Here is a 12,194-nt window from a genome sequence, read left to right on the forward strand (position 1 = left end):
GAAAAGCGTCTCGCCGTCACTTGACCCGCGTGTACTCGGTATCGCCCGTGCTCAACTTGCCGGTCGCCTCATCGATCGCGTAGTTGACCGTGCCGACCCCGTTGGACACCTGCAACACGCCCTTGGTCAGCAGCGCCGGATGGTTGCGGGTCTTGACGCCATTGCCGAACAGCTCCGGCTGGGTGTCGCGAATGATGAAACTCTCGCCATTGTGCTCGATGCTCAGTACATTCTTTTCCGACTTCACGTTGACCCACTTGCCCACGTACTGCTCGCCAACGTCGCGCGCGCACCCGGCCAACAGCAATGTCGCAACCAGCGCACTTCCAAGCAGCGTCTTCATCGCCACTCCATCTCGATCCGGGGCCTTGCAGGATGGCAAGTCCCTGTCGAGCTCGCAAGGCACCGGCCCTAGCGAAAAGTGCTTAAATGCAGCATCTGTCGCCAATAGTGCCGAACGCCGCTCTCAATTCAGCATGGTGATACCAGCACCGGAGCCAGTTGCTCTGGCAGTCGATAGGCCAAGCAAACTGTGCAGCGCCCAGTTCAACGATGAACCTGTGTCGTCAAAGCGTTGTCGGGATCGAGCAGATGGATCGCGTCGTTGATGAGTAGCAGTTGTTCATTGAGAAAAATCATCTCGCTGACTGTCAGACCCTGCATTCCAGCAACAAGATCCAGCTGCCGCCACCGAAGCGGCAACTTTGCATTCCCGAAATTCCAGTCGTCCCTACGATGGGCATATGCGTTGCGCAAGGCGCGCAGCAAGACAACGGCGGGCTCACTTTGATAGCTCCGCTTGGGGCCTGATGCGCATACCTTCACATGGCATCAGAGATGTCGACGATTGCTTGACGCGCGGTATATCGAACCACTTCCTGCGCACGCTCGCGCCACTGCTCCGGGTAGACCTTAAAGGTCCAGTTCACGCCAGGACTGGGAATGGCTCGGTGGCAATGTCGTCGCCGTCGAGAATGAGCTCAAAGGGGACCCCTGCATCCCCCGCCTCCCGCATGTAGCGGAAGCCAGCGATCGCATGCCATACCGCCGAGTTGGCGGCGGTGACTGCCTGTATCGCTGCATCGAAAGGTGACTGCCGCGTAGTCATATCACCAAGCCTGTGGCTGATGCCCTGCAACTACGAAAAAACCGGCTTTCGCCGGTTTTTGTTTGACTCTGAATTCATGGTGGGCGGTACAGGGTTCGAACCTGTGACCCTTGCCGTGTGAAGGCAATGCTCTACCGCTGAGCTAACCGCCCGGTGACGCGAGCCGCACATTATAGGGCAGCGGCGGCGGTCGTCAACAACTGTTTACCTGCCCTCTTTCACGCCAGCCAGATCGCACCTTCATCGCACAGGTCTGCCGCGATGACCTAGCAGCTTCACCGCGAGCCTCACTGGCGTCTTGCCGTGCCCCTGGCGCTTACATCGTATGCGTCGGCTTGTCCGAGGTGGTCAATCCGGCCAGCAGCGTCTCGATCTTGTTGCGTACCGCCTCGCCTTCCGGGCCGTCGGGGAACTGCACGCCGATGCCGGCGGCGCGGTTGCCCTGCGCGCCGGCAGGCGTCGTCCAGATGACCTTGCCGGCGACCGGCAAGCGCTCGCTGGAGTCCGGCAGGGTCAGCAGCAGGAAGACTTCGTCGCCCAGCATGTAGCGCTTGGGCGTGGGCACGAAGATGCCGCCGCCTTTCACGAACGGCATGTAGGCGCTGTAAAGCGCTGGCTTGTCTTTCAACGCCAGCGACAAAATGCCTTGGCGTGCATTCATTGCACTCATCGAGTTCCCCTAGAACGTGGCTGGCGCTCTCCCTCGCGCCAGGACAGCAATAATTCCGTCACTGCCAGGTCGGCGCGGACGGTGGTGCGCAGCAGATCGCGGGTGCGGTTGGCAGCGTCGAACCAGGTCGCCAGCTTGTGCAACCGCGATGGATCGGTCAAGCCGGCCGATGCCTGTGCCAATGCCAGATCGGCGGCATGGCGCAGGCGCTGGTCGGCCTGGCCATCGTTGGTCCAGCGCTGCGCGACATCGACTGCGCCGGCGCGTCCACTGGCGATCTGTTCCAGATCCTGCGCGACCGCACGCCGCACGGCCAGGCCGTCTTCGCGCAACCACTGCGCGGCCAGGCCGGGGTGGCCGCGCGCGGCGTCCAGCGCTTCCTGCGCGGCGCGCTCGCTCACGCCTTGCGACAGTAACCAGGCCAGTGCCTCGTGCGCAGGCGGCAGCTTGAATTCCAGGCGCTGGCAACGGCTGCGGATGGTCGCCGGCAGACGCGCCGGTTGCGCGCTGATCAACCACAGGTAGCGCCCCGGCGACGGTTCTTCCAGGGTCTTGAGCAAGGCATTGCAGGCCGAGCGATTGATCGCATCGGCCGGGTCGACGATCACCACCTGGGCGATGCCGTACTGCGGGGTCAGCGCGAGCTTCTGCGAAATCTCGCGCACCTGCTCGATGATGATCTCGGTACGCAGTTTGTCGCCGGTGCGATTGGGAATGAACGAGACCAGTTGCAGGTCCGGATGGGTACCGGCGGCAATCAGCTGGCGCGTGCGCTGCGCCAGCGTCGGGTCGGGCGAGGCGGCCAGGACGTGCTCGGCCAGGGCCAGGGCGACGGCACGCTTACCCAATCCTTCCGGGCCGCAGATCAGCAGCCCATGTCCAAGCCGCCCCGCATCCAGCGCAGCCACGGTCTGGTCGAAGGCGCGCTGCTGCCAGGGCGAAAATGCGGCGGTCATGGCGTGGTCTCCGTCTGCGGCGTACTCGGCAGGCGGCGGCGCTGCAGATAGCGCGCCACCGCTGCGTTATGTTCGGCCAACGTGGCCGAAAACGCGTGCGCGCCGGTGCCATCGCCCACCGCCACGAAATACAGCGCCTCGCCGGGCGCCGGCCGCACCGCCGCCAGCAGCGCCTCGCGCCCCGGCATGGCGATCGGCGTCGGCGTCAGGCCGGTGCGGGTATAGGTGTTGTACGGCGTATCGGTGGTCAGGTCGCGGCGACGGATATTGCCGTCGTAGCTGCTGCCGATGCCGTAGATCACGGTGGGGTCGGTCTGCAGCTTCATGCCCAGCTGCAAGCGGCGCAGGAACACCCCGGCAATGAGCGGGCGCTCGGAGGCCAGCGCCGTTTCCTTTTCGATGATCGAGGCCAGGGTCAATGCCTGCTCCGGCGAGGCAAGCGGCAGGTTCGGGGCGCGCTGCTCCCAGGCCTGTGCCAATGCCTTGTCCATGGCCGCATGCGCGCGCTTGAGTACATCGATGTCGCTGTCGCCACGCTGGTAGACATAGGTTTCCGGCAGGAAGCGCCCTTCCGGATGCTGCTTGGCAAATCCCAGGCGGGCCATCAGTGCCGCATCGTCCAGCGCATTGATGGAATGTTGCAGCGGCGTGGCGGTCGCCAGTGCGGCGCGCAGCTGACGGAAATTCCAGCCTTCCACGATCGTGAAGCGGTACTGGATCACCCGTCCCTGGCGCATGCGCGTCAGCAGTTCCCGCGGCGACAGCGCTGGCGACAGCGCGTATTCGCCCACCTTGAGCTTGCCGGCCGCATCGACCTGGCGCGCCAGCAGCTGCCACTCCAGCTCGGCGCCCTGCACCAGGCCGGCAGCGCGCAGCTTGCGCAATGTGGCCTTGAGCGAATCGCCGGGCGCAATCACCACGCTGGGCGCGCTCGCAGGCACGGGGGTATCGGCGAAGTGCAGGTAATGCCGCCACGCCACCACGGCGGCAATCGCCAGCAGCGCTGCAAGCAGCAATGCCGTGCCCAGCACGGCCAGACATCCGCGTTTGCCAGTCACCGCCACACCCACCTCGTCATTGCCCCTGCGCCGCGCAGGATACCGCGCACCGGTGATGTCCCGTTGAAGCGCTCATGTCTGCTCGATCGCACGCAACACGCCCCGCGCCTTGGCGCGGGTTTCGTCCAGCTCGCGCTGCGGATCCGAATCCACCACGATCCCGGCCCCGGTGCGGAACCGCACCTGGTGACCGGCCACCTCGGCCGTGCGGATCAGAATATTCAGATCCATGTCGCCGTCGCGATTGAGCCAGCCGAATGCGCCGGTATAGGCCCCACGCGCGGTCTGTTCGAGCTCGGCGATGACCTGCATGCAGCGCACCTTCGGGCAACCGGTAATGGTGCCGCCGGGGAACACCGCGGCAATCACCTCACCAGGCGTCACTCCGGCACGCAGGCGCCCGCGCACGTTGCTGACGATGTGATGCACATGGGCATAGCTCTCCACGCACATCAACTCGTCCACCTCCACGGTGCCCGGCGCGCAGAGGCGGCCCAGGTCGTTGCGTTCCAGATCGATCAGCATCACGTGCTCGGCGCGCTCTTTCGGATGCCCGACCAGCTCACGGATACGTGCGGCATCGTCGTCGCCGGCAAACCGCGCGCGGGTGCCGGCGATCGGGCGCGTCTGCACCACATCGCCCTGTACCGAGACCAGCCGCTCGGGCGAGGAACTGGCCACTGCACGCCCGGCCGCCACGAACAGGCCGGCGAACGGCGCCGGATTGGCGGCACGCAGGCGCGCATGCAACGCGGCCGGATCGACCACCGCAGCGAATGCCGCGTGCCACGCGCGCGAGATATTGGCCTGGAACACATCGCCGGCGCGCAGGTAATCGAGCACGCGCTCCACCGCCGCGGTGAAACGCTCGGGAGCATCTTCGTCCACGGCAAGCGGCCCGGCCCAGGCAGGCAGCGGCGGCAGTGCGGCGCAGGCAGCAATGTCCTCGCCGATCTGCTGCAACAACTCCTCGCGGCCCGGCTCTGCCAGCGCCACGCAGTGCCCGTGCAGGCGATCGCGCAGCACCGCTGCCGGCGCGCGCAAGGCCAGCGCAGTGGGCAAGCCATCGGCGCGCGTCGGCAGTTGCAGAATCGGTTCGACCTGCGCGGCCAGTTCGTAATCCAGCAGCACCGCCCAACCGCCGCGAAACGGCCAGGGGCTTGCAGGCGCGTGCGGCACCCGCTCGGCCTGCCAGGCGGCATCCAGCGCCGCCAGAAAGCCGCCCTCCAGCACTTGCCCAGCGCCATCGCGCGTGCATCCGTCCGGATCCAGCCGCAGGCATGGCCCCTCTGCCAGCAGCAGCACATCCCAGCGACCGTGCTCGGTGCCGGAAGCGCTGGATTCCAGCAGGGCCGGATAACGTTGCGGTGACAGCCGATGCAGCGCCAGCAGGTCGATGTCCGCGTGCAGTGATCGGGTAAGCGTCATCGGTCCGGCATGGCGTGGGATACAGACGCGCCGCTGCCGTACGCAGCGCGCGCGAGGAGTGAATCAAAGGGTGATCGCAGGAGTGAACATCAACCCGCAAGCCGGCAGTGCATGCGGCAGCCAGGCAGGTCGCGCGCCGATGACGGCCACGCGACCGATATGCAGGGTCAAACGCGCTTGAACACCAGCGTGCCGTTGGTGCCGCCAAAGCCGAAGCCGTTGGACATCACCGCATCCACCTGTACCTCGCGCGCCACGTTCGGCACGTAATCCAGGTCGCAGCCTTCGCTTGGCTCTTCCAGGTTGATGGTCGGCGGGATGATGCCGGTGTGCAGCGCCATCACCGAGAAAATCGCTTCCACACCGCCGGCCGCGCCGAGCAGATGCCCGGTCATCGACTTGGTCGAGCTCACCATGGTCTTGTAGGCGTGATCGCCCAGGGCGCGCTTCATCGCCATCGTTTCGGCCAGGTCGCCCAGCGGCGTGGAGGTGCCGTGCGCGTTGAGGTAGCCGATCTGCTCGGGGTTGAGCTTGGCATCGCGCATCGCTGCCGCCATGCTGCGCGCCGCGCCCTCGCCGTCTTCGCTTGGAGCGGTCATGTGGAACGCATCGGAACTGGCGCCAAAGCCCACCAGCTCGGCATAGATGCGTGCGCCACGCGCCTTGGCGTGTTCGTACTCTTCCAGCACCAGCACGCCGGCACCGTCGCCCAGCACGAAGCCATCGCGCTGCTTGTCCCACGGCCGCGAAGCGCCGGTCGGGTCGTCGTTGCGGGTGGACATCGCCTTCATGGCGCAAAAGCCGCCCACCGAACTGGGCGACGAACCGCGCTCGGCACCGCCAGCCAGCATCACATCGGCATCGCCGTGCTGGATCATGCGCATCGCGGTACCGATCGAGTGGTTGGACGTGGCACAGGCCGATACTGCCGAGAACGTCGGGCCTTTCAGGCCTTTGATCAGGCTCACCTGGCCGGGCAGCATGTTGATGATGGTGCTGGGCACATAGAACGGCGAAATCTTGCGCGCGCCGCCCTCATGGAATTTGATGGTCTGCTCTTCGATGCCGAGCAGCCCGCCGATGCCGGAGCCGAGAATGGCGCCCACGCGTTCGGCATTGCTTTCGTCGATTTCCAGGCCGGAATCGTCCAGCGCCATGAACGAGGCGCCGACACCGTAGTGGATGAACGAATCCATCTTCTTGACGTCCTTGGCGGACACAAAAAGCGTGGGGTCGAAATTCTTGATTTCACCGGCGATCTTGGTGGTGAACTGCGAGGCATCGATCTGCGTGATCGGGCCAATGCCCGAGCGGCCGTGGACGATTCCATCCCAGCTGGTGGCCAGATCATTGCCCAGCGGCGACACCATGCCCATGCCGGTAACGACAACACGACGACTCATTGCAGATCTCCTCACCACGGAACGGACGGTGCTTGGGGTTTGCGGGTGACACTTGAAAAACACAGGGCCGCATCAGCGGCCCCATGGAATGTCTGATGCGGCAGCGGCTTGATGCACGCCGCCACGATCAGGAACAACGCATCAGCTCTTGACGTGAGCCTTGACGTAGTCGATCGCCTGCTGCACCGAGGTGATCTTCTCGGCCTCTTCGTCCGGGATCTCGCACTCGAACTCTTCTTCCAGCGCCATCACCAGCTCGACGGTGTCCAGCGAGTCGGCACCCAGATCATCGACGAACGATGCGCTGGTGGTGACTTCCTCTTCCTTGACGCCGAGTTGTTCGACGACGATTTTCTTGACGCGTTCTTCGATGGTGCTCATTGGGGATATCGCTCCAGCTGGAGTAGTGGTGGTTCGAGTTTTAGGATCCCCGCACACGGATGTGCGGTGCTCCTGTGAGGGACTCACAAAACGCCATCGCCGCTGCGATGGCCGCGTTGGATAGTGTAGTGGAAGCGACCGGGCCTTGCATTGCATCACAACTCCCGGCCGATCAGCCACTTAGCGCCTCCCGGCGCCGCACGCTTACGGCATGTACATGCCACCGTTGACGTGCAGGGTCTCACCGGTGATGTAGCGGGCCGTCGGGCCGGCCAGAAACGCCACCGCATTGGCGATGTCTTCCGGCTCGCCAAGATGGCCCAGCGCAATCTGCTGCAGCAAGGCGGTCCTGGCCTCGTCCGGCAGCGCCTTGGTCATGTCGGTATCGATGAAACCGGGCGCCACCACATTCACGGTCACCCCGCGCGAGCCGATTTCCTTGGCCAGCGATTTGGAGAACGCGATGATGCCGGCCTTGGCGGCGGCATAGTTGGTCTGGCCAGGATTACCGGTCACGCCCACCACCGAGGCGATATTGATGATGCGACCCTTGCGCGCCTTCATCATGCCGCGCATGACCGCCTTGGAGGTGCGGAACACGCTGGTCAGGTTGGTGTCGATGATCGCCTGCCAGTCGTCGTCCTTCATCCGCATCAACAGATTGTCGCGGGTGATGCCGGCGTTGTTGACCAGGATCGAGATGGCGCCGAACTCCTTGCCGATGGCATCGATCAGGCCATCGACTGCAGTCGCGTCGGTGACGTTCAACTCACGGCCGTGTCCGCCGTGGGCGGCCAGACGCTCGCCGATCGCCGCGGCGCCGGAGGCCGAGGTGGCGGTGCCGATGACCGTGGCGCCCTGGGCGGCCAGGGTATCGGCAATGGCCGCACCGATGCCGCGACTGGCGCCGGTGACGAGGGCGATTTCGCCCTGCAGGGGCTTGCTCATGATTGCTGTTCCTCAATGGGGGACGCCGCAACCGTGGCCGCGAACGTCGAGGGATGCCGGCACGGCCGGCAGCGGCGTTGGATCAGTGCGCCCACGCGTCGAGCGCGCCGGCATAGTCGGCAGGCGTTGCCAGCGGCCGCGCGTCCAGGCTCTTGTCGATACGCTTGATCAGCCCGCTCAGCACCTTGCCCGGGCCGCATTCGGCAATGCGGGTGATGCCCCGGCTTGCGAGCGCCTGCACGCAGCCGGTCCATTGCACTGGCAGGTAGAGCTGCTCCACCAAGGCCTGGCGGATGGCCGTGTTGCCCTCATGCACGCGCGCGTCCACGTTCTGCACCACCGGAATCTGCGGGGCGTGCCAGGTCAGCCCGGCCATCGCCTCGCCAAGCTGATTGGCGGCATCGCGCATCAGCGGGGTATGCGAGGGCACGCTCACTGCCAGCTTGACCGCCTTGCGCACGCCGCGCTCGGCCAGCAGCGCCAACGCGCGATCCACCGCCGCAGCGTGGCCGCCGATCACGATCTGACCGGGCGAATTGAAGTTGGCCGGCACCACCACGTCGCTACCGGACGCCTGGTCACAGACCTCCTGCACCACGGCGTCTTCGGCGCCCAGCACCGCAGCCATCGCGCCAACGCCCGCCGGTGCCGCAGCCTGCATGAACTGGCCGCGCAACCGCACCAGATGCGCACCATCGTGCAACGACAGGGCGCCAGCCGCGACCAGCGCGGTGTATTCGCCCAGGCTGTGTCCCGCCAGCAGCACCGGGCGCTGCCCGCGCTGGGCAGTCCACAGACGCCACACCGCCACGCCCGCAGCCAACAAGGCGGGCTGGGTGTATTCGGTGCGATTGAGCATTTCTTCCGGGCCGCCCTGGGACAATGCCCACAAGTCGACGCCGGCGCCCTCGGAGGCTTCGGCGAACGTTTCACGAATCTGCGGGTGCAGTTCGGACAGTTCGGCCAGCATGCCTAAGGACTGCGAGCCCTGGCCGGGAAACACGAAGGCGAGAGTGGATTCGGTCACGCGTTGCTGCCTACAAAAATCGAGCCGGGATCATACGTGCGAAATCGCCCCGGCGTCTGTACTGCCGCGTATGCAGAAGGCTCCGCGAACGTGTCGCGACGTCGCGAAACCGCACACCGGGCCTGGTCGGGCCGGGCGCGCGCAACGGCAACCGTCGCGCTGACGCGCCGCTATTCGGGTTCAATGGTGAAAGCGTTGCCGGCAAAGGCGGCGCGGCCAGCGCCCGCAAGGCCGGCGGGCGAGGAAGTGAAGGGCCAGGCGCACCCGGTGCTGCCACCTGCGCCTCGTCTACCCTGGCAATGGGAATGTTGCCGCTTGTCCACGCAGCATCCCGTCCTCATCGACGAGTTGCCAGACCACACCGTCGGCGATCCGGAAGCGGGAACCATCCTTCGCGATCCGCACACCCGCGTAGTTCCTGACGACGCCATCGCGGGTGACCGCATCGAGCAAACGCTGACGTTCCGCGCGTTCCGGCAATTCTGCCGATAGCCGCGATGGCATGCCGACGAACTCGCCCCAGTTGTGGCCGAATACGCGCTGCGCCGCCTGGTTCGCATAGACAAACCGCGGATCTGCCGCGATATCGTGCGCAAGCAGGGCGAACGGCGCATCGCGATACAGCCAATCGGGCTCGATCTGTCGATCTGCGACCAGCGGGCGGCCTGCAAACCGCTGGTAACTGCCAGTGAGCAAGGCGACGAAAACGGGGTCGTGGGCGGGGTGCATGCGCTGACTTTACTTGCCGGCCGGCCTGTCCGACGCACCGGCCCGCAGACGGGTCGCATCCAGCGAATCAAGCCACTCACGTGACCTAAAACCGGGCGCTACCCTTCACGGAATTCAAGCGCTCCGGAAACCTACACAGGCCCCAGGCGGCAAGATTGCCACCATCGCAAGGAAAGACGAGTGTCCCGCCATGCACGCATCCGCGTGAGTGAACGTGCGCACCTGCTCGGCGCAGGACGCAGAAACGTCAGTAGCGCAGCAGCGCCGAGCCCCAGGTAAACCCGCCGCCGAAGGCTTCCAGCAACAGCAACTGGCCGCGCTGCACGCGACCGGAGCGCACTGCCTCGTCCAGCGCCAGCGGCACCGACGCAGACGACGTATTGCCATGGCGATCCACGGTGACGACCACCTGCTCCATCGGCAGCTCCAGCCGCTTGGCGGTGGCTTCGATGATGCGCAGGTTGGCCTGATGCGGAATCAGCCAATCCAGGTCGTGCTTGTCGTAGCCATTGGCCGCCAGGGTCTCATCGACCACCGAGTCCAGCGCCTTGACCGCATACTTGAAGACGTCGTTGCCCTTCATCAGCAACGCGCCGCCGCCATTCTTGCCTTCGCCGAAGCCCACCGAGACCCCAACCGGGTCCCACAGCAGTTCTTTCTTGCTGCCATCGGCGTGCAAATGGGTACTGAGGATGCCGGTTTCTTCGTCGGCCTTGAGGATCACCGCGCCGGCACCATCGCCGAACAGCACGCAGGTGGTGCGATCGGTCCAGTCGACGATGCGGGTCAGGGTTTCTGCGCCCACCACCAGCACGGTCTTGGCGTCGCCACTGCGCACGAACTTGTCGGCCACGCTGAGCGCGTAGACAAAACCCGAGCAGGCAGCGTTGACGTCCATCGCACCGCAACCGACGTTACCCAGCCGGGCCTGCAACAAGCAGGCGGTCGACGGAAAGATCAGGTCCGGGGTGGTGGTGCCGATGACGATCAGATCGATCTCCTCGGCAGTCACACCGGCCGCTTCCATCGCCTTGAGCGAGGCGAAATACGCCAGATCGCTGGTGGTCTGGTCGTCGGCAACGATGTGACGTTCACGGATGCCAGTGCGCGAGAAGATCCATTCATCGCTGGTGTCGACGATCTTCGACATGTCGTCGTTGGTCAACACCTTTTCGGGCAAATAGCTACCCGTGCCCGCGATTCTGGAATAGATCCGCTTGCTCATACTGTTCCCTGTTGCAAGAGCCGCGGTGACCGGCGGCTCCTGAAGAAGCGAGAGTCACCCGGCCGCGTCGAACGCGGCGGGCGCCACGGATCAATCTTCTTGGACGGCCGACGACTTGGTCGCGATCACCTTCTTGCCACGGTAGTAACCGTCGGCGGTGATGTGGTGGCGCAGATGGATCTCGCCGCTGGTCGGGTCGGTCGACAGCTGCTTGGCGGTCAGGGCATCGTGCGAACGACGCTGGCCGCGACGGGACGGGGTGACACGGGATTTCTGCACAGCCATGGGATTGCTCCAACTTTAGTTCGATAACTTGTCTGTTGAGTCGAACAGCACGCTCTACGCCCGCGTCGACCTGTCTTACCGCCCTTAACAGCGGCGGTTACTGTTTCTTCAACGCTGCCAGCGCCGCGAACGGACTGGCCTTGTCTTGCTCTTCCTGGGTCGGAACCCATTCGGCGTCGATCGCTTCGCTGCCCGGCGCCACCGGCGCCACCGGCACCACTGGCACCGACAGCACCAGTTCGTCCTCGACCATGTCGACGGCCCGCAGCATGCCATCTTCCGGTACCAGCAACGCTTCGTACTCGGCCGGCAATGCAGCTTCGTCGGCCTCGTCACGGATCAAACCAAGACGCTGTCTGATTTGCACCGGATACAGGAAGCGTTGCAGGCTGCGCTGGCAGGCCAGCGGAAGCTCCACATCGATACTGAGTTCGACATAGGCGACCTTGAGCAGAGGGTCTTGATCGAATTGAAGCGAATAGACACATTCGCCATCGGTATCGACAAGGCTTCCCTGCAGGCGGGTCATCGCAGATAGCGGGATGCGGCCATCGAAGCGCCTGCGCGCTGCGACCATCCGCCAAGCATCCAGCATTTCGGGCACGTTCGCGGACATAAGCCGCAGAATGTTAAAGACCCGCGGCAGCCCTGTCAAATGACCCCATTCATGCGATTGCCGCATGGGCCGCAGGACGGCAGACTCCCGTGACCACCCCGGTAGCGCGCCATGATGCCACGCCTGATCCTCGCGTCCACCTCTGTCTATCGGCGTGAGCTGCTCGCCCGTCTGCAACTCGACTTCGACACCGTCCGGCCGGAGGTCGACGAGCAGGCGCAGCCGGGCGAATCCCCGAGCGCACTGGCCAGCCGCCTGGCCGTGGAAAAAGCCGCCGCGGTGGCAGCCCGCTTCCCCGCCGCCTGGGTGATCGGCTCGGATCAGGTCGCCGACCTGGACGGCCAGCTGCTGGGCAAACCC

General features: G+C 65.1%; 14 protein-coding genes, 1 tRNA gene and 1 pseudogene. 1 reads left to right on the forward strand and 15 read right to left on the reverse strand.

Annotated features, from left to right (window positions below; all coding sequences use genetic code 11):
• Positions 1–16 precede the first annotated feature (16 nt).
• The 15 genes and pseudogenes from LN450_RS15325 to LN450_RS15395 form a co-directional block, all read right to left on the reverse strand.
• Entirely contained in the window at positions 17–343 is a 327-nt protein-coding gene (locus LN450_RS15325) for a hypothetical protein (RefSeq protein WP_008571594.1), read from the reverse strand.
• A 203-nt stretch (positions 344–546) separates the two neighbouring features.
• Positions 547–1,108: pseudogene (locus LN450_RS15330) on the reverse strand (hypothetical protein).
• A gap of 77 nt (positions 1,109–1,185) precedes the next feature.
• Positions 1,186–1,260, reverse strand: a tRNA-Val gene (locus tag LN450_RS15335).
• Positions 1,261–1,424: 164 nt separating this feature from the next.
• Positions 1,425–1,778, reverse strand: a complete 354-nt coding sequence (locus LN450_RS15340; protein WP_003483889.1) for a PilZ domain-containing protein — start codon at positions 1,776–1,778, stop codon at positions 1,425–1,427.
• Positions 1,775–2,734: a DNA polymerase III subunit delta' gene (locus tag LN450_RS15345; protein ID WP_011346639.1), complete on the reverse strand. Its 960-nt coding sequence runs from the start codon at positions 2,732–2,734 to the stop codon at positions 1,775–1,777. Before LN450_RS15345 ends, LN450_RS15340 begins: the two co-directional genes overlap by 4 nt.
• Complete coding sequence (gene mltG / locus LN450_RS15350) at positions 2,731–3,804, reverse strand: endolytic transglycosylase MltG (protein ID WP_039416293.1); 1,074 nt, start codon at positions 3,802–3,804, stop codon at positions 2,731–2,733. Before mltG ends, LN450_RS15345 begins: the two co-directional genes overlap by 4 nt.
• A gap of 60 nt (positions 3,805–3,864) precedes the next feature.
• On the reverse strand, positions 3,865–5,220 hold the full coding sequence (locus tag LN450_RS15355; RefSeq protein ID WP_011346637.1) for an aminodeoxychorismate synthase component I: 1,356 nt from the start codon (positions 5,218–5,220) through the stop codon (positions 3,865–3,867).
• Between the two features lie 167 nt (positions 5,221–5,387).
• On the reverse strand, positions 5,388–6,623 hold the full coding sequence (gene fabF / locus LN450_RS15360; RefSeq protein WP_011346636.1) for a beta-ketoacyl-ACP synthase II: 1,236 nt from the start codon (positions 6,621–6,623) through the stop codon (positions 5,388–5,390).
• 141 nt (positions 6,624–6,764) lie between these two features.
• The gene (gene acpP / locus LN450_RS15365) at positions 6,765–7,004 is read right to left on the reverse strand and encodes an acyl carrier protein (protein ID WP_002814322.1); all 240 of its coding nucleotides are present in this window, start codon (positions 7,002–7,004) and stop codon (positions 6,765–6,767) included.
• Between the two features lie 204 nt (positions 7,005–7,208).
• Positions 7,209–7,952, reverse strand: a complete 744-nt coding sequence (gene fabG / locus LN450_RS15370; protein WP_008571604.1) for a 3-oxoacyl-ACP reductase FabG — start codon at positions 7,950–7,952, stop codon at positions 7,209–7,211.
• An 82-nt stretch (positions 7,953–8,034) separates the two neighbouring features.
• A complete protein-coding gene (fabD, locus tag LN450_RS15375; RefSeq protein ID WP_011346635.1) occupies positions 8,035–8,979 on the reverse strand; it encodes an ACP S-malonyltransferase in 945 nt (314 codons plus the stop codon).
• Between the two features lie 288 nt (positions 8,980–9,267).
• Positions 9,268–9,708 (reverse strand): MEKHLA domain-containing protein, encoded by a 441-nt coding sequence (locus LN450_RS15380; RefSeq protein WP_011346634.1) that lies wholly within the window; start codon positions 9,706–9,708, stop codon positions 9,268–9,270.
• 247 nt (positions 9,709–9,955) lie between these two features.
• Positions 9,956–10,933, reverse strand: a complete 978-nt coding sequence (locus LN450_RS15385; protein WP_011346633.1) for a beta-ketoacyl-ACP synthase III — start codon at positions 10,931–10,933, stop codon at positions 9,956–9,958.
• Positions 10,934–11,023: 90 nt separating this feature from the next.
• Positions 11,024–11,218, reverse strand: a complete 195-nt coding sequence (gene rpmF, locus LN450_RS15390) for a 50S ribosomal protein L32 (protein ID WP_003483870.1) — start codon at positions 11,216–11,218, stop codon at positions 11,024–11,026.
• Between the two features lie 97 nt (positions 11,219–11,315).
• Positions 11,316–11,834, reverse strand: coding sequence for a YceD family protein (locus LN450_RS15395; RefSeq protein ID WP_039416288.1), 519 nt, complete (start codon positions 11,832–11,834; stop codon positions 11,316–11,318).
• Between the two features lie 111 nt (positions 11,835–11,945).
• On the opposite strand from LN450_RS15395, the gene LN450_RS15400 reads away from it, so the two are divergent.
• A partial coding sequence (locus tag LN450_RS15400) for a Maf family protein (protein WP_228892879.1) occupies positions 11,946–12,194 on the forward strand: 249 nt, incomplete at its 3' end.

Source organism: Xanthomonas euvesicatoria pv. euvesicatoria, assembly GCF_020880415.1.
Taxonomy (GTDB): domain Bacteria; phylum Pseudomonadota; class Gammaproteobacteria; order Xanthomonadales; family Xanthomonadaceae; genus Xanthomonas; species Xanthomonas euvesicatoria.

Excerpts from the sequence above, each read along its gene's own strand:
- fabF (WP_011346636.1), bottom strand. The coding sequence starts at position 6,623 with ATGAGTCGTCGTGTTGTCGTTACCGGCATGGGCATGGTGTCGCCGCTG.
- LN450_RS15340 (WP_003483889.1), bottom strand. The coding sequence starts at position 1,778 with ATGAGTGCAATGAATGCACGCCAAGGCATTTTGTCGCTGGCGTTGAAA.
- LN450_RS15395 (WP_039416288.1), bottom strand. The coding sequence starts at position 11,834 with ATGTCCGCGAACGTGCCCGAAATGCTGGATGCTTGGCGGATGGTCGCA.
- LN450_RS15380 (WP_011346634.1), bottom strand. The coding sequence starts at position 9,708 with ATGCACCCCGCCCACGACCCCGTTTTCGTCGCCTTGCTCACTGGCAGT.
- LN450_RS15355 (WP_011346637.1), bottom strand. The coding sequence starts at position 5,220 with ATGACGCTTACCCGATCACTGCACGCGGACATCGACCTGCTGGCGCTG.
- fabG (WP_008571604.1), bottom strand. The coding sequence starts at position 7,952 with ATGAGCAAGCCCCTGCAGGGCGAAATCGCCCTCGTCACCGGCGCCAGT.
- LN450_RS15345 (WP_011346639.1), bottom strand. The coding sequence starts at position 2,734 with ATGACCGCCGCATTTTCGCCCTGGCAGCAGCGCGCCTTCGACCAGACC.
- acpP (WP_002814322.1), bottom strand. The coding sequence starts at position 7,004 with ATGAGCACCATCGAAGAACGCGTCAAGAAAATCGTCGTCGAACAACTC.
- LN450_RS15385 (WP_011346633.1), bottom strand. The coding sequence starts at position 10,933 with ATGAGCAAGCGGATCTATTCCAGAATCGCGGGCACGGGTAGCTATTTG.
- LN450_RS15325 (WP_008571594.1), bottom strand. The coding sequence starts at position 343 with ATGAAGACGCTGCTTGGAAGTGCGCTGGTTGCGACATTGCTGTTGGCC.
- rpmF (WP_003483870.1), bottom strand. The coding sequence starts at position 11,218 with ATGGCTGTGCAGAAATCCCGTGTCACCCCGTCCCGTCGCGGCCAGCGT.